This is a genomic window from Acinetobacter lwoffii, assembly GCF_052078135.1.
Lineage (GTDB): Bacteria > Pseudomonadota > Gammaproteobacteria > Pseudomonadales > Moraxellaceae > Acinetobacter > Acinetobacter lwoffii_Z.
Genome location: NZ_JBQGUZ010000012.1, coordinates 49,019 through 66,627, shown reverse-complemented (window position 1 = coordinate 66,627; position 17,609 = coordinate 49,019). Strand labels below are relative to the sequence as shown.

12 protein-coding genes are annotated in these 17,609 nt (G+C 44.7%); 1 reads left to right on the top strand and 11 read right to left on the bottom strand.

The annotated features are described in order from the left end of the window. Positions 1–7: 7 nt before the first annotated feature. The 11 genes from ACTL4S_RS09615 to ACTL4S_RS09565 all read right to left on the bottom strand — a co-directional run bounded on the left by ACTL4S_RS09615 (position 8) and on the right by ACTL4S_RS09565 (position 14,910). Positions 8–598: a LemA family protein gene (locus ACTL4S_RS09615; protein ID WP_441299258.1), complete on the bottom strand. Its 591-nt coding sequence runs from the start codon at positions 596–598 to the stop codon at positions 8–10. A gap of 182 nt (positions 599–780) precedes the next feature. Next, positions 781–2,202, bottom strand: a complete 1,422-nt coding sequence (locus tag ACTL4S_RS09610) for a glutamate synthase small subunit GltD family protein (RefSeq protein ID WP_180086809.1) — start codon at positions 2,200–2,202, stop codon at positions 781–783. A gap of 72 nt (positions 2,203–2,274) precedes the next feature. Next, positions 2,275–6,750 (bottom strand): glutamate synthase large subunit, encoded by a 4,476-nt coding sequence (gltB, locus tag ACTL4S_RS09605; protein WP_441299257.1) that lies wholly within the window; start codon positions 6,748–6,750, stop codon positions 2,275–2,277. 449 nt (positions 6,751–7,199) lie between these two features. Then, complete coding sequence (locus ACTL4S_RS09600) at positions 7,200–8,078, bottom strand: hypothetical protein (protein ID WP_441299256.1); 879 nt, start codon at positions 8,076–8,078, stop codon at positions 7,200–7,202. Between the two features lie 10 nt (positions 8,079–8,088). After that, a complete protein-coding gene (gene aroB, locus ACTL4S_RS09595; protein WP_441299255.1) occupies positions 8,089–9,168 on the bottom strand; it encodes a 3-dehydroquinate synthase in 1,080 nt (359 codons plus the stop codon). A 28-nt stretch (positions 9,169–9,196) separates the two neighbouring features. Beyond that, positions 9,197–9,733: a shikimate kinase AroK gene (gene aroK / locus ACTL4S_RS09590; RefSeq protein WP_004644955.1), complete on the bottom strand. Its 537-nt coding sequence runs from the start codon at positions 9,731–9,733 to the stop codon at positions 9,197–9,199. 36 nt (positions 9,734–9,769) lie between these two features. Beyond that, the gene (locus ACTL4S_RS09585) at positions 9,770–11,905 is read right to left on the bottom strand and encodes a type IV pilus secretin PilQ (RefSeq protein ID WP_441299254.1); all 2,136 of its coding nucleotides are present in this window, start codon (positions 11,903–11,905) and stop codon (positions 9,770–9,772) included. A 62-nt stretch (positions 11,906–11,967) separates the two neighbouring features. After that, on the bottom strand, positions 11,968–12,495 hold the full coding sequence (locus ACTL4S_RS09580; RefSeq protein ID WP_004732447.1) for a pilus assembly protein PilP: 528 nt from the start codon (positions 12,493–12,495) through the stop codon (positions 11,968–11,970). After that, the gene (locus tag ACTL4S_RS09575; protein WP_243474101.1) at positions 12,495–13,217 is read right to left on the bottom strand and encodes a type IV pilus inner membrane component PilO; all 723 of its coding nucleotides are present in this window, start codon (positions 13,215–13,217) and stop codon (positions 12,495–12,497) included. The genes ACTL4S_RS09580 and ACTL4S_RS09575 overlap by 1 nt, the downstream gene beginning before the upstream one ends. Continuing rightward, a complete protein-coding gene (locus tag ACTL4S_RS09570; RefSeq protein WP_044109012.1) occupies positions 13,214–13,852 on the bottom strand; it encodes a PilN domain-containing protein in 639 nt (212 codons plus the stop codon). The genes ACTL4S_RS09575 and ACTL4S_RS09570 overlap by 4 nt, the downstream gene beginning before the upstream one ends. Further along, a complete protein-coding gene (locus ACTL4S_RS09565) occupies positions 13,852–14,910 on the bottom strand; it encodes a pilus assembly protein PilM (RefSeq protein ID WP_004644949.1) in 1,059 nt (352 codons plus the stop codon). The genes ACTL4S_RS09570 and ACTL4S_RS09565 overlap by 1 nt, the downstream gene beginning before the upstream one ends. 165 nt (positions 14,911–15,075) lie before the next feature. Between ACTL4S_RS09565 and ponA the strand changes: the two genes are divergently transcribed. Continuing rightward, positions 15,076–17,601 (top strand): penicillin-binding protein PBP1a, encoded by a 2,526-nt coding sequence (gene ponA / locus ACTL4S_RS09560; protein ID WP_441299253.1) that lies wholly within the window; start codon positions 15,076–15,078, stop codon positions 17,599–17,601. Positions 17,602–17,609: the final 8 nt, after the last annotated feature.

Sequence of the window (17,609 nt, the reverse complement as noted above, 5' to 3'; positions counted from 1 at the left end):
ATCTTACTTATTCAAAGGAAACCGTTGGCGCTTTCTGGGCACTTTGCTCGGCACTAAAGTTCTGTTTGGTATCCATGCCAATCACTTTGGCTGTCATGACTTGCGGGAACTGACGCGCATAAGAGTTGAAGTCCTGTACTGTCGTAATATACCGGTTACGTGCCACAGCAATCCGGTTTTCAGTGCCTTCTAACTGTACCTGTAGATCACGGAACTGTTGATTCGCTTTCAAATCTGGATAATTTTCAGTCACAGCCAACAGACGAGACAAGGCGCTGGTCATCTGGGCCTGTGCTTCCTGATAACGCTGGAATAATTCAGGATCTTCCAGTACGTCACGATCTACTTTTAAACCGGCAACATTGGCACGTGCTTGTGTTACTTCCGTTAAAACCTGCTCTTCATGCGAGGCATAGCCTTTGACTACATTGACCAGATTAGGTACCAGATCGGCACGGCGCTGATACTGGTTTTGTACTTCCGACCAAGCGGCAGTGACTGCTTCATCTTTGACTTGTAAGGTATTATAACCACAACCACTCAGGGTCAAGGTACTGGCCAGCATCAAGGCGATAAGAGATTGTTTGAATACACGCATGATATCTTGTCCTCAATTCTTTATTAAAATTTATATAATTAATTTGATTTTAAACAGTATTTTCTAAAGTTTTGTTACTTTTTATAATCTTTTTTAATGGCCTCTCTTAAGTTAGACAATATCCAAAAATAAAAAACCCGCCGTAGCGGGTTGTTTGAATGATTTCAGTGAATTTTCAACTGTTAAACATCTAGATAATCCAGAATACCTTCAGCTGCCTGACGGCCTTCCCAGATTGCAGTGACCACCAGATCAGAACCACGAACCATGTCACCACCAGCAAAGATTTTTGGATTCGAAGTCTGGAATTTGTATTGTTGCTGCTCAGCGGCAACGACACGACCTGAACCATCCAGATTGATTTCTACATCGGTGAACCAGTCTGCTGGGCTGGTACGGAAACCAAAAGCAAGCAGGACTGCATCCGCTGGAAGAATTTCTTCTGAACCCGGAATCGGCTCTGGACTACGGCGACCACGACTGTCCGGCTCACCTAGCTGAGTAGTAATAAATTTCACACCGGTCACTTTACCATTTTCACCAACAACTTCGATCGGCTGACGGTTAAACTGGAAATTCACCCCTTCTTCACGTGCATTTTGCACTTCACGGCGTGAACCTGGCATGTTTTCTTCATCACGACGATAGGCACAGACGACCGATTCAGCACCTTGACGGATCGAAGTACGGTTACAGTCCATAGCCGTATCACCACCGCCTAAAACGATGACTTTTTTGCCTTCAACACTGATGTATTCAGCCGGATCTTTTTCCCAGCCCTGACAACGATTGACATTCGCAATCAGGAAATCCAGTGCATCATACACACCATCCAGATCTTCACCGGCAAAACCACCTTTCATATAAGTATAGGTGCCCATGCCCATGAATACCGCATCATAATCTGCAAGTAACTGGTCGATGGTCACATCTGTACCAATCTCAGTATTCAGACGGAATTCCACCCCCATACCGGTGAAAATTTCACGGCGGCGTTTCATCACATCTTTTTCCATCTTGAATTCTGGAATACCGAAAGTCAGCAACCCCCCAATTTCTGGACGTTTATCAAAGACCACAGGTTTTACCCCGTTACGCACCAAAATATCCGCACAGCCAAGTCCTGCAGGACCTGCCCCGATAATCGCGACTTTTTTATTGGTCCATTGCACATTGGACATATCTGGACGCCAGCCCAAAGCAAAAGCTGTATCGTTGATATATTTTTCTGCATTCCCGATCGTCACCGCACCAAAACCGTCGTTCAGGGTACACGCCCCTTCACACAGACGGTCTTGCGGACAGACACGGCCACAGACTTCCGGTAAAGTATTGGTCTGATGACACAGTTCAGCCGCCTGAAACAGACGTCCTTCAGACACCAGTTTTAACCAGTTTGGAATGTAGTTATGTACCGGACATTTCCACTCACAGTACGGGTTACCACAGCCTAGGCAGCGATGCGTCTGATTGGCTGCAATTTCCGCTGTATAAGGCTTATAAATTTCCACAAATTCTGCTTTGCGGACATCAATCTCTTTTTTCTCTGGGTCTTGGCGTGCGACATCCAGGAATTGAAAGTCATTATTCAGGCGTTCTGCCATGTCTCTCTCCGTGGGGAGATGTAAGGGGTTCACAGTTGCCTTACATCTGCCTATGTTTCTGCAGTAGTGGAATTATTGTGGATCAGCTTGAGTGGTTTTCAACAGCGTTTGCAAGTTGGCTGCTTTTGGTTTTACCAACCAGAACTTGCGGCTGTAGAAGTCAAACTCATGGCGGATCTTGTACGCCCAAGCACTACCCGTTTCTTTAATATGTTCATCCAGGATACGACCTAAGAAGGCTTTGTGCTCTTCCATCGCTTCGGTGGAAATACGATTCAGCTCAATCAGTTCGTGGTTATAATGATCAACGAAGTCATTATCCAGATCAAGTACATAAGCAAAACCACCAGTCATACCCGCACCGAAGTTATGTCCGACTTTACCCAACACCGTAACAATACCGCCGGTCATATATTCACAGCAATGATCGCCTGCACCTTCAATGACAGCAAATGCACCCGAGTTACGCACCGCGAAACGCTCGCCCGCTGTACCCGCGGCATATAACTTACCGCCAGTCGCACCATACAAGCAGGTATTCCCAATAATCGCAGTATTTTGTGTCTGGAATGGTGAACCTTTTGGCGGGAAGATAGAGATACGACCACCGGCCATGCCTTTACCGACATAGTCATTGGCATCGCCTTCCAGACTGATATGCAAGCCACCAGCATTCCATACACCCAGCGACTGACCCGCAGTACCATTCAGGTGAACTTTCACCGGATGGGCTTCCATGCTCAGGTTGCCATAACGTTTCGCAATTTCACCAGACAGCCGTGCGCCAATCGAGCGGTCACAGTTACCGATCGTGAAACTATATTCGCCGCCAGTTCCCGCTTCAATCGCAGGTAGAATCTTATCTACCATTTTTTCAGCCAGAATGCCTTTATCAAATGGCGCATTGCCCTGCACTTCGCAGTATTGTGCTTTACCTTCCGCTGAAGGATGCGACTCAAGCAATTTGCTTAAATCAAGATGTGCATGCTTGGCAGTTTCACCTGGCAAGACTTCCAGCAGATCCGTACGGCCAATCAGGTCTTTCAGACTCGATACACCAAGTGCCGCTAGCCATTCACGGGTTTCTTCAGCAATAAAGGTGAAGAAGTTAATCAGCATTTGTGGCTCGCCAATATAATGCTCTTGACGTAAATGATCTTGTTGAGTCGCAACACCGGTTGCACAGTTATTCAAGTGGCAGATACGCAGGTATTTACAACCCAATGCGATCATCGGAGTCGAACCAAAGCCGAAGCTTTCAGCACCGAGAATTGCTGCTTTTACGACATCCAGACCGGTTTTTAAACCACCATCTGTTTGTACGCGAACTTTACCACGCAGGTCATTCACACGAAGGGCCTGATGTGCCTCAGAAAGACCCAGTTCCCACGGTGAACCTGCATGATGAATTGAAGAAAGTGGAGAAGCCGCTGTCCCACCATCATAACCAGAAATGGTAATGAAATCGGCATACGCTTTCGCTACACCTGCCGCAATCGTACCGACACCCGGTTCAGAAACCAGCTTAACTGACACCATCGCCTGTGGGTTAACCTGTTTTAAATCAAAGATCAACTGTGATAAATCTTCAATTGAATAGATATCGTGATGCGGAGGTGGCGAAATCAGGGTAACGCCCGGTACAGAGTAACGTAAACGGGCAATGAGACCATTCACTTTACCACCCGGCAACTGACCACCTTCACCTGGTTTTGCACCTTGCGCGACTTTAATTTGAAGAACTTCTGCAGATGTTAAGTAAGCAGGCGTCACACCAAAACGGCCCGATGCAATTTGTTTGATTTTCGAGTTGCGGATAGTACCGTAACGCGCTGGATCTTCACCGCCCTCACCTGAGTTCGAGCGACCACCAATCGTGTTCATGGCAATCGCAATCGCTTCATGTGCTTCAGGGGACAGTGCACCTAAAGACATGCCGGCAGAGTCAAAGCGAGGCAGGATCTCTTCCACTGATTCCACTTGTTCAACTGGAATCGAGTTATCTGTTTTGAGTTTGAATAGGTCACGAATCGTCGCAATTGGACGCTTGTTCACCAGTTCTGCATACTCTTTAAAGTCTGCATAATTACCCGAACGCACTGCTTTATGCAGCGAGTTGATCACGTCCGGATTAAAGGCATGGTATTCCTTGCCGAATACAAATTTCAGCAAGCCGCCCTGATCAATTGGTTTACGGTTTTTCCAGGCAATATCCGCCAATTGTTTTTGATCATTTTCAAGATCGACAAAAGTGGCACCCTGAATACGACTTGGCACACCGATGAAGCATTTATCCACCACTTCATTAGATAAGCCCACTGCTTCAAACAGCTGACCACCACGATAAGAAGCAACCGTAGAAATACCCATTTTCGAAAGGACTTTCAGTAGACCTTTTTCAATTCCTTTACGGAAATTGTTTTGCGCATAAATCGGGTCACCCAATAATTCACCTTTTGCGACCAGATCATTGATCACGTCATAAGCTAGGTACGGGTAGATGGCTGTCGCACCAAAACCAAGTAGCACTGCAAACTGATGCGGATCACGAGCAAATCCGGTTTCAATAATCAGGTTGGCATCGGTACGCAGACCTGTATTAATCAGGTGATGATGCACCGCACCAGTGATCATGAAGGCATTGGCAGGCAAGTAGCCTTCACGGATTTTCTTGTCTGAAAGCATCAGTAAGGTTTTACCATCACGAATGGCTTGCGCAGATTCTTCACAGATCCGTGCAATTGCAGCTTCCAGACCTTCGATTTCAGCATAGTTCAGGTCGATATCTGCAATTTCGTAACCGGCACGACCCAAGGTACGGATCTGATGCATTTTCGAATTAGACAGCACAGGGCTGGAAATGATCAAGCGATCTGCATGTTCAGGCCCTTGTTCAAAGACGTTTTGTTCACGACCTAAACAGGTTTCCAGTGACATCACAATCGATTCACGTAGCGGATCGATTGGCGGGTTGGTCACTTGTGCAAACTGCTGGCGGAAATAATCCGACACATGGCGCACCTGACGAGACAATACCGCCATTGGCGTATCATCGCCCATTGAACCTACAGCTTCCTGACCGCTTTCGGCTATCGGACGCAATAACTGGTCACGCTCTTCAAAGGTCACCATGAACATTTTTTGTGCCGCTTTCAGGCCATCACCTTTTAAGCCTTGATCACATAAATATTCTTCCAGCTCTGGACTGCCTTGCAGACGCACAGAATTTTCACGTAACCATTCACGGTATGGACGCATACGTTTCAGATGATTATTGACATCTTGCGTATCCAGTACCTTGCCAGTCTGCGTGTCGATGACCAGCATCTGGCCTGGGCCGACACGGCCTTTAGAAATCACATCTTCAGGTTGGTAACCCCATACGCCAATTTCAGACGCCAACGTGATATAGCCATTTTTAGTAATCACCCAACGCGCAGGACGCAGACCGTTGCGATCCAGCATACAGATCGCATGACGACCATCCTGAATCACCAGACCAGCCGGACCGTCCCAAGCTTCCATATGTTTTGAGTTGAATTCATAGAAAGCACGAAGATCAGCATCAAGTGTTTCCACGTTCTGCCAGGCAGGCGGAACCAGCATACGGAGTGCACGGAACAGATCCATGCCGCCACCCACCAGAATCTCCAGCATGTTGTCCAGGCTTGAAGAATCTGAACCGGTACGGTTCACAATTGGATTCAGTTCAGTTAAACCCGGCAATAATGGATTTTCAAATTTTGGCACACGCGCCATGGCCCAGTTACGATTCGCAGTAATGGTATTGATTTCACCATTGTGTGCCAAGTAACGGAAAGGTTGTGCCAAAGGCCAGCGTGGCAAAGTATTGGTCGAGAAGCGCTGATGGAAGACCACAATATGTGATTCCAAACGTGGATCAGCCAGATCTGTATAAAAATCTGCAATCGCTTCTGGCATCATCAAGCCTTTATAGCTGATCACCGTTGAACATAAGGTCGTGACATAGAAAGATGTATCATTTACCAACAGTTGTTCTGCACGACGGCGTGCCAGGAATAACTTACGGTTAAATTCAACCTCAGTCACACCCATTGGACAGTTAACAATAATCTGTTCAAATGCCGGCATCGATTGCAATGCAATTTCACCCAATGCATCGACATTGGTCGGAATCACACGCCACGCCAGAACGATTAAACCTTCAGCTTCAATCTCTTTGTTTAAAACCTGTTTGGCATGAGTAGCAAGCGCAGGATCAAGATTTAGAAACACCGACCCCACAGCAAACACTTCACTTAAGGTGGTATCACTTAAGCGTTTTACTTCTTCACGGAAGAATTTTTTCGGCATCGCCAAGAGCAAACCACAACCATCTCCCGTCTTGCCATCCGCGGCAATACCACCACGATGGGTCATACAACTCAAACTATGAATCGCGGTCTTGACGAGATCATGGCTAGCATCACCCTGCATATGGGCGATCAAACCGAAACCACAGTTATCTTTAAACTCATCCGGTTGGTATAAACCTTGAGCGGGAGCTACATTATTAGGCGATGGCATGTGCATAGCGTACCCTTCTTTCACTAAGCCTCAACAGGCTATTAAACAATCTAAATTTTTCTCTGCGCTGGCGTCTAATGGACTTTCGAAGACCGTCTTGGTAGAGCAAAAGCATTTTTCTTTATTTCTTCAGACTAGTCCTTTTTTAGACTAAATGCATAACAAATAAAGTTTATTCTGCTCATGAATAACATAAAAATCTGGAATAAATATGACATTCATACGGTGTCATCGAATCATTTTTCGCGCTAAAACAGGGAGATTAATTCAATTCATGCACCAATAAAGCAAATTCCATGCCAACAAACAGCGCATAAATTAAAACAATACAGATGACAAAGATTTAGCGCAGAACAGCACACTAAGGGTTAATTTTAATGTGCATTTTTTGCACCAAAAGCGCTCATTTTTAATTCTGTAATTTTTTGGATGCGCTATTTTAGACCGAACTAATTAAATGGATCACTAATCTCGTTATTTTGAGGATGCGGATTACTGCCCTGAGCAGGTCGATTATTGTTATTTTGTGGTTGAGGTGTACCTTCTACAGCACTTTCAGATTTCTGCACATCAACTACATTTCCCGATGAATCACGGCGCACAATAGTGGTACTGGTAGTCGCAGCGTCAGAGCTGCGCGGCTTGGCCTCAGTTTGGGTTTGCTGCTGTCTAAGTCGTACCGATTCATCTACTTTTGGCAAAGGCACATTTTTCAAACGAATTTCGTAAAGCTTTTGATTACTGGCTAATTCTTCTGAACCCAGATTATTGACCAGACTGGCATATTGCTGCATTGGAACGACTGCGGGTTTAACTGAGCCCGGTAAATTTAACTTCAGTGTAGAGAGTGCCTGATTGGCTTGTGCCGCAGTCTTAAATTGACCATATAACAATACATACTGCTCTGGCTGATTTTCACCCGATATTCTCAAGTAAACAAAAGGCTTACGATCTGACTGTTTTTTAAGGAAACTTTTTAAAATGGCTTCATTGGTCACACGAAATAATTCAATTGCGTGCTGTTTTTTGGCTTCATTGACAAATTTAGTACCGCGAAATTCTGGCTCATGACTGGCATTCACGACGGTACGTGTATTTAGATCCAGTGGTTTCACTTCCTGAAAAAGCGCACCAAGATGGGTCATTGTGGCTACTTTTTCTGGCTGAATCTGCAACTGGACTTCGGTTTCAGGTTTTTTTTCAATTTCAATGACCTCATCTGAATCAGTAGCTGCCCAGAAGATCAAGGCAGCAAAGAGACAGCCTACTCCACAGACCAGCCAGAAATAATGCTGAACCTTTTGCCAAGGAGTATGTAACGCTGCCATAAAACTAAACCTATACCTGATTGGCTAAAATTGCCTGTTTCATTAACTCGAAATCGAAGTCTCGGGTAATCACTGCTTCGCCTAATTGCTTTAATAACACCAGACGCAATTGTCCATTTAAGACTTTTTTGTCATGGGCCATATAGGCCAGAAAATCATCCAGAGGGATTTTAGGACAAACCACAGGAAGTTTGGCACGAGAAATGATTTTTTTTGTACGTTCTAAATCTTCTTGAGAAATCCAGCCCATACGCTGTGACAGATCCGCAGCCATCACCATACCGGTGGCAACAGCCTCGCCATGTAGCCAGACACCATACCCCATGTAGGATTCAATCGCATGACCAAAGGTATGACCCAGATTCAGCAGTGCACGTTCCCCTTGCTCTTTCTCATCATTGGCTACGATCCGCGCCTTATGCGCACAGGAACGGTAAACGGCTTCAGCCAATAATTTCTCATCACGAGCGGCCAGAGCATCCATATTCTCTTCCAGCCAGACCAGAAATGCTTCATCACCGAGCAGCGCATATTTAATCACTTCAGCCAAACCTGCTGAAAGCTCTCGATCAGGCAAAGTAGAAAGCTGCGACATATCCGCCAGTACCACTTGAGGTTGCTGGAAAGCACCAATCATGTTTTTACCCAGTGGGTGATTAATCCCGGTTTTTCCACCAACACTTGAATCTACTTGCGACAGCAAAGTCGTCGGTACTTGGATAAAGTATACACCGCGCTGGAAACAGGCCGAAGCAAACCCGGCCATATCTCCAATGACACCACCACCCAGCGCAAGCACAGTACAGTCCCTGTTAAAACCGGCTTCAAGCAGTGCATCAAAAATCAGATTCAGATGCGGACTATCCTTATATTTTTCACCATCAGGCAAAATACAGGTCGCAACACGTTTGTTCAGAGCTTCAATTGCAGTTTGATAACGCTGCAAATAAAGTGGTGCAATCGTAGTATTGCTTACAATCATCACTTGCTTACCCTGAATATAGGGAGCCAATAAGGCCTGTGGATCCAGATCGCTCCCGATAAAAATAGGGTAACGACGTTCTCCGAGTTCTACATATAAGGTTTGCATGCTTGATTAACCACTTTATTCAATGAACTTAGTTTTTAGAAGTAATAAGATTGAGAATCCGCTGCGCCAGATCACGCGCAGCACCCTGATTGGTCTCAATAATATGATGTGCCACTTCTCGATACAAGGGATCACGGACTGCCAATAAATCACGTAACTTTTGTTCCGGATTTTCGACTTGAAGGAGTGGACGGTTTTTATCGCGATAGGTACGTTGCAGTTGAATTTCAACCGGCGTATAGAGATAAACAACGATTCCGCGCTGTTTCAGATAGTCCCGGTTTAAAACCTGAGTAATTGCACCACCACCGGTGGCTAAAACCAGATGGGGACGTGAGGTAAGGTCATTAATCACAGCAGTTTCACGGTCACGGAAACCCTGCTCCCCTTCTTTTTCAAAAATCCAGGGAATGGTCGCGCCTGTTTTACGTTCAATTTCATGATCACTATCTAGAAATTCACGTCCTAACAATTCTGCGAGATGTCGTCCTACTGTTGTTTTACCGGCCCCCATTGGCCCTACCAAATAAATATTTGGTAGGGTTTCAAACTCTTTGCTTGGCAAGGAGTCACCTATTCGTTTTGTTAAATTCAAAATATATTAATGATTTCTTGAAACACTGTCATTAACAATTCGAGGTGTAACGAAAATCAGTAGCTCACGTTTATTATCCGACTTTAAATCTTTACGGAATAAACGTCCTACATAAGGGATATCCCCCAAGAATGGTACCTTGGTTTGCGCATTACGGGTTTCCTGCTCAAAAATACCACCTAGGACGACTGTTTCACCATTATCGACCAAGACATTGGTATTGATCTGGTTTTTATTAATAGTGAGCTGTCCAGTCGGTGTCGGATTACCCGGTGAGTCACTGGTAATATTAAGTTCCATCTGTACTTTGCCATCTGGCGTAATGCTTGGTGTGACATCCAGACTTAAGGTAGCATCAATAAACTCAGTAGTGGACACTGCATTCGCACCACCACCTTCTGCTGACTGGTACGGAATTTGTGAACCAGAGGCAACAGTCGCTTTTTGCTTGTCCGCTGTCAGCACTTTAGGTGTAGAAATCACTTCACCATAGCCATCTGCCTGAAGTGCAGAAAGCTCAAGATCCAGCATAAAATCAGAAAGGCTGATTAAACCAAATGCAATACGGCTGGCACCTGGACTGGTAACCCCTAAGTCTACATTAAGATTATCCGGTCTTTGGATTTCATACTTCCATCCACCCAACTCTTCATCCAACTCAGGGGTTCTTAAATCCCATAAGGTTGTATCGCTGCCACCGACAAGAAGATGATTATTATTTGTAACCCCTTGCGATAGAATCCCCCATTTTACTCCCATCTCTTTGGTAAAATCAGTCGTTGCCCGCACAATACGCGCTTCAACCATAACCTGTTTCACCTGCACATCGAGTAAGTCCACCATATTGCGGATTTTATCGATAAAAGGCTGAGTATCATTCACAATAATGGTATTAGTTCGTGCATCAACAGACACAGAACCACGCGAACTTAATAAACTTTCTTTATCTTCACTATTCGTAGTATTAGAGGAACTATTTGACGAGTTAGTTGAGTTTTGTGCGGATTTATTCTGCGTAATCAATTTTTCAATATCAGCAGCTTTGGCATAACTCAGCTGCATATATTCAGTTTGGATAGGCGCAAGCGCAACACTTTGCTTAATAGCCTTAGCTTCTTCCTCTTCAGCCTTAATCAGCTCTGCAACTGGTGCAATCCAGATCACATTACCATTACGACGTTTATCCAAGTTTTTGGTTTTAAGTACAATATCCAGGGCCTGATCCCACGGCACTTCTTTTAAGCGCAAGGTAATATTGCCTTGTACACTGTCTGCTGCCACCATATTAATATCGGTGAAATCAGCTAAGAGCTGTAAGACACGACGGACTTCGATATCTTGGAAATCCAAAGAAATTTTCTTACCCGAATAAGCAACGGTTTTAGGACGTAATGGGCTCTTGGTTTCCGGACGTTTCAAACTGATGGTCAACTTGTTATCAGTCTGATAAGCCATATATTCATAACTTTCCGCAGACTGAATCGTAATGACTCCTGAACCATTTTGATTCACGGCATCAACACTCGATACCGGAGTCGCAAAATCATTGACATTGAGTCGACGTGTCAAATGTGCAGGGATTTTAGAGCCTAAAGTCCGTACAATAACTTTAGTACCCTGCTGTTGTACATCAACCGGGGTATTATTACCTGCTAGATCAATAACGACTTGACCCTCACCTTGCGCACCGCGCTGGAAACCAATGTTGCTAATACCCTGAGCTGACTGTTGCTGCACAGGTTGAGTTATGGCTACAGGAGTTGCCGAGTTAATTTTAAGAATAAAGGTATTGCCTTCCACGCGAGTCGTAAAGGCTCCGGCTTCGGTCAGATTTACCGTCAGACGTGCCCGCTGCGCATCCGAAGTGACATCGACCGAACTGGCTTCACGTGTTGCCACCGGAATACTGCTTTGTTTTAAATTCTGTTGGGCCTTGTCAAAGTCCAGAATCAAACGTGACGGTGATTCTAATTGGTAGGCTTGTGGTTGTGGTGGCAAACCATTGAACATCACCCGAATCTCAGTTCCTTGCCCAGGAAGCTGCATAGGTACTATATTGGTCATTGAAACCTGCGCACTGGCCGCTTGCATCACCGCAATCGCAACAGCACCCATTGAAAACTGACGAAACACACGATTCATTGTATTAGCATCCCCAAAAACAAATTCTTTAATACTCTTATTCATTGTTATTCCTTTAAAACTTATGGCGCCGGCCCGATAAGAACCAGACTTCGCGGACGTTCCACATATCCCTCACGACCATCGGGAATAATCTCAATCAAATCGATCTGTGTTGGCGTAATTCCAACCACACGACCATGATTAAGTCCCATATAGCTACCACGTTGGATCCGCTCAACCTCACCATCAGGCGTCTGGATTAAAGCCAGAATCTGTCCTGCCTGATTGCGCATACTGCCTTTCATGGTTAACGTTTCCAGCGGATAACTTTCTAGCGGTTGTAGTTGACGTGATAGGTTTGGATAAACCCGTTTCCCCGCCATAATTTTCAGTTCAGCAGCCAAAGAGCTTGGTAAAAAAGGACTTTTGATTTGGTGCGCTGCATAATTAAAAGTTTCTACTGGCATAAAATCAGGAGCCGGTTCAATTGGCAAAGGTGGCTGATTACGAATATTAGCCATTTCCTGATTGACTGCATCAATGCGTGAATCGCATCCCAACAATAAAAACCCAAGTGTTAAAGCTGAAGTAATTTTAATGTTCTTCATTACTGCGCCCCCTGAGTAGTGCTATTAGCTTCAGGCTGTGCTGCAGCACCTTCAGCATTACCGACATAACGGTAAGTTTTGGCTTTTACCACATAATCAATGACTGGAATTTCAGATTTTTTCTCTTTATTTTCAGTACCGGTAATGGTGAAATCATGCAGCGTTACAATACGCGACAAGCCGGCAATACTGCTGACAAAAGAGCCAAAAGCGTGATAATCCCCAGTCGCTTCAATTGCAATCGGCTGTTCAATAAAGAATTCTTGTTTAATTTCAGGCTCTAGACGAATATTTTTAAACTTCAGGCCTGAATTCACACCGCTCAGGTTAATATCTTCAACCAGACCTGGAATTTCAGTTTCTTTCGGCAACTGTTCTAACTGCTGGTTAAAACGGGCTTCCATTTCCTGAAGCTGGATTTGATATTGTTGTAAGTTGCGTAATTTGGATTCTTTTTCACGGAATTCATTCAGCAGGTTTTGTTCTTGAGCACTGGCTTGTGAAATCGATTCAATCGTGCTTCTGATCATGACAAAATAAATCACCGCAAATGCCAGCGCGGCAATAAAAATCCAGCAGGTAATTTTGACCGATAAAGGCCAACTTCCATAGTTATTTGGATCTAATGTATTGAATTGCTGAAAAAACTTTTCAACAGTCATTTTATTTTTGGGTACAGCGACGACATCCTGGCTGAACTCATCGAATTCTTCATTACTCATGATGATGCCCCCGTAGTTGTAGTGACTGCTTGTTGTTCTTCGTTAAGTACTGGCTGAGCGATCTGATCCAGATCTACCGTTACAGTAAAACTGCCATAAGATTCTTCCACACGTGGAATAATCGAGCTCGGTGCCTTTTCTTTTGCTTCTTCAGCCACCAGGAAAGCGTTCATAAAGGCATTCCGATACCAAGATGAAGCTTCCAGATTACGGAGCAGTTCTGCTACCGTATTTGGACTTTCAGCCCGACCTTCAATGGTAAACTTGTCGCCGATACGCTGGAATTTGGTGATATACATATTGCTTGGGGTCACCCGTACAATTTCATCAATCAAATGCACCGCAATCGGACGCTGAGTTTGTAGACCCTGAATCAGTTTCATCCGTTCAACAATCGCATTACGCTGTTCTTGTAAACCTTCAAGCGCCTTTAACTGCACATCCAGATTCTGGTTAGTACTTTGAATCAGCTGATTGGCCTGCTCCTGATCTTGAAGCTTGTGATCATAATAAAACCAGGTTGAACCCGCTGCCGCTAATCCCAAGAAAAGCGCCCCCACGCAGATTGCCACGAATTCATTATTTCTTTTAATTCTTAGCTCATCACGCCAAGGAAGTAAGTTAATTCTTGCCATTAATCAAAACTCCTTAATGCCAAACCGCATGCAACCATGAGTGATGACGCGTCATTTTCAATTTTTTTAATATCAATTTGCGGAGAAAAGCCCATTTGCAAAAATGGATTCGCGATCGTGACACGGTAACCGAGTTTTTGTTGTAATAATTTTGCCAGACCTGGAATATTAGCATTCCCGCCGGCCAGTAAAATATGGTCAATCTCATTAAACTGAGAAGATGAAAAGAAGAACTGCAATGAACGGGCTGCCTGTTGCACCACGGCATCCAGAAAGGGTTCTAGGACTTCAATATCATAATCATCCGGCAAGGCACGGGTTTTTTTAGCACGTCCAGCTTCCTCAAAGGATAATCCATAACGATTCTGAATTTCCTGAGTCAATTGCTTGCCGCCAAACACCTGCTCACGAGTATAAATAATCTTGTTGTTCTGCATCACCGACAAGGTCGTCATACTATGACCAATGTCTAAAATACCAACCGTATTGACCCCCATCGGCAAAGTGTCCGAAAATACCTTAAAGGCATTTTCCAGCGCAAAACTTTCTACATCTGCAATCTTAGGCGTTAGACTGCTAATCTCTAAAACTTCAGAACGTGCTTCGACATTTTCGATCCGTGTCGCGACCAGCAGCACATTGACCCGGTTCGGATTGGAAAGGCGGTCTGGCAGAACTTCAAAGTCCAGACTCGCTTCATCGAGTGGAAAAGGAATATATTGTTCCGCATCTTCACGAATCTGAACTTCACGTTCATCATCTGACATGTCTGCATCCATCTCAATGATTTTGGTGATGACCATTGAAGTTGGAATCGCAAAAGCGGCCTGATTCGACTGGGTATTACCCAAATTAATTGCACGCCCAAGGGCATCAGCGACTGCTTCTGGGTTTAAAATGTTTTTTTCAACAACACTGTTTTCCGATAATGGGATCAAAGCATAGCTCTCTACCCAGTAACGGCCACTTTTTACAGAAAGTTCTAAAACCTTAACAGAAGTCGAACTAATATCGACTCCTATTAACCCCTTATTTGGTTTACGATATAACCTGCGCACAATACACTTCCTATTATTTTTTTGTCCCCAATTCAATCTAACTTACCAATTGGTCCAGTCTATAATTTTATATAGATACAATAACTCATCTAACAATATGGATATCGACAGGATATACTGACCGGTAATTAGTTCGCCATTAGCTCTTATTAAAACTTACTTGTTATGAAAAAGCTATCTTGTTCAGGCCTTGTTCATCCATTTTTTTTGATCATTATCATTATACTGATCTCAATTCCGATGGGTTTCTATGGCATGTATCTCTATATTGCCCCATCTTTGCCTGAAATGTCTACGCTTAAAAAGGCCCCTTTATTAAAGCCTTTACAAGTTTTTAGTTCAGATAATGAATTAATTGCCGAATATGGAGGCAAGCTTTCTGTTCCCGTGAAATATGAACAAATTCCAACCGAATTTATTCATGCTTTCCTCGCCGCTGAAGATTCCAGCTTTTTTGAGCATAGCGGAATCAGCTTTAAAAGCTTGGGCCGCGCACTCAGTGAAACGGTGACTGGCTCGGATGTACAGACCGGCGGTTCGACCATTACCATGCAAGTGGCAAAAAACTATTACCTTAGCCCTGAACGGACGCTAAAGCGTAAACTGACAGAAATTTTTCTGGCTCGTAAAATTGAGCAAAACTTAAGTAAAGAAGAAATTCTGACCCTGTATGTCAATAAAATTTTCTTGGGGAAAAATGCTTACGGCATCGCCGCAGCAGCTAAAATTTACTATAACAAGAGCTTAGAAGAGCTTTCAATTGCACAAATGGCCATGATCTCTGGCCTGCCTAAAGCACCTTCTCGATACAATCCGGTCGCCAATCCCAAACGTGCCTTGGAACGTCGTAACTGGATTTTGGGTCGTATGCTACAACTGGGCTATTTGAACCAGAGCCAGTATCAGCGAGCCATTGCTGAACCGGTTAATCTGGATATGCCTGACCGGAGCACCCGAAACAAATTCCCTTATGTCGGTGAGATGGTACGTTCTGAACTGGTACAAAACTTTGGTGAACAGGCGGTAGATTCCGGCTATAAAGTCTATACCACCATTCATAGTGAACGTCAGACCTATGCAGAACAAGCAGTACAGGAAGGTTTAGAAGCCTATGACCGTCGACATGGCTGGCGTGGTGCTGAAGCACATGATCAACCCCTCGACAATTTCCGTGCTTATGCCAACACTTATCCTGCGCAAGTAACTCAGGTGGGTAATTCCAGTTTTGAAGCACTCATGCAGGACGGAAGCAGCGTGACTGTTCCCTGGTTAGGTATGTCCTGGGCGCGTCGCTTTCGTAACGTTAACAGTGTAGGTGGTGCACCGAGCAAAGCATCCGAGATTGTCAAAGTCAAAGACATTGTTCGCTTAAGACCCAATGAAAATAAAACCTCTTGGTCATTGGTGCAGATTCCCAATGTGCAAGGACAATTGATTGCCATCAACCCAAATAATGGTGCGATTGAGGCTATTGTCGGTGGGTATAATTTTTATCAGTCTAAATTTAACCGTGCAACCCAAGGCTGGCGTCAACCTGGTTCTACAATTAAACCTTTTGTTTACGCACTGGCCTTAGAGCGTGGCATGACGCCGCATACCATGGTCAATGATGCACCCATTACCATTGGCAAATGGACGCCACGTAATTCGGATGGCCGTTATCTGGGCATGATCCCGCTACGTCGTGCACTTTATCTGTCACGTAATACAGTCTCAGTGCGCTTATTACAGGCCGTCGGGATTGAACGTACACGTCAGTTATTTATGGATTTTGGTTTACAGGACAGTCAGATTCCACGTAACTATACCATTGCCTTAGGCACCCCACAGGTCCTCCCGATTCAGATGGCGACTGGCTATGCCACCTTTGCAAATGGTGGTTACCGAATCCAGCCGCACTTTATTACCCGCATTGAAGATGCCTATGGCAATACCATCTTTGAAGCCAAGCCTGAATATGCCTGCATTTCATGTATCAATGCAAAAGAAGAAACAACGCAAACCACTGACCCTATTACCGCAGATGACGAAGCAATTGCAATCAACAATACAACTTTAGAGCAAAAACAGGCTGCACCTAAAGTCTCTGCCGAAGACAGTAATTATCGTCAGGCACAGCGTATTTTAAAATCTAGCTCTGCCTATGACATGGCCAACATTTTGCGTGATGTAATTCAGCATGGTACCGGTCGTGCGGCATTAAGAATTGGTCGTAGTGATATCGGCGGGAAGACCGGTACCACCAATGATGCCAAAGATGCCTGGTTTGCTGGCTTTAATGGTAAGTTAGTCACCGTGACCTGGGTAGGCTTTGACCAGCCGACCACCTTAGGTCGCCGTGAATATGGTGGTGTGGCAGCTCTACCGATCTGGACCGATTTTATGGGCAAGGCATTAAAAGGTCAGCCAGAAGCATGGGTACGTTTAGACCGCAATGCCAAGGCGCCGGTAAATCGCAACAAGGTGGTTCAGGCTGATGAAGCACAGAATGATCCATCTTCTCCGCCTCTGGCGACAGCACTTTACCGTCCTGCACCTGTGGTCGTCCCGAAACGTACAGAAACTGACTTTGAGGATTTACCAGATCAACCGATTCGTTTACCAGATGATGAAGGTTCTGCACCTCAAGAACAGCCTCTTCAGCCGAACCGGGTAGACTCTCTGGAAAATCTGATCGAAGAAATCCAGTAGTCTGACTG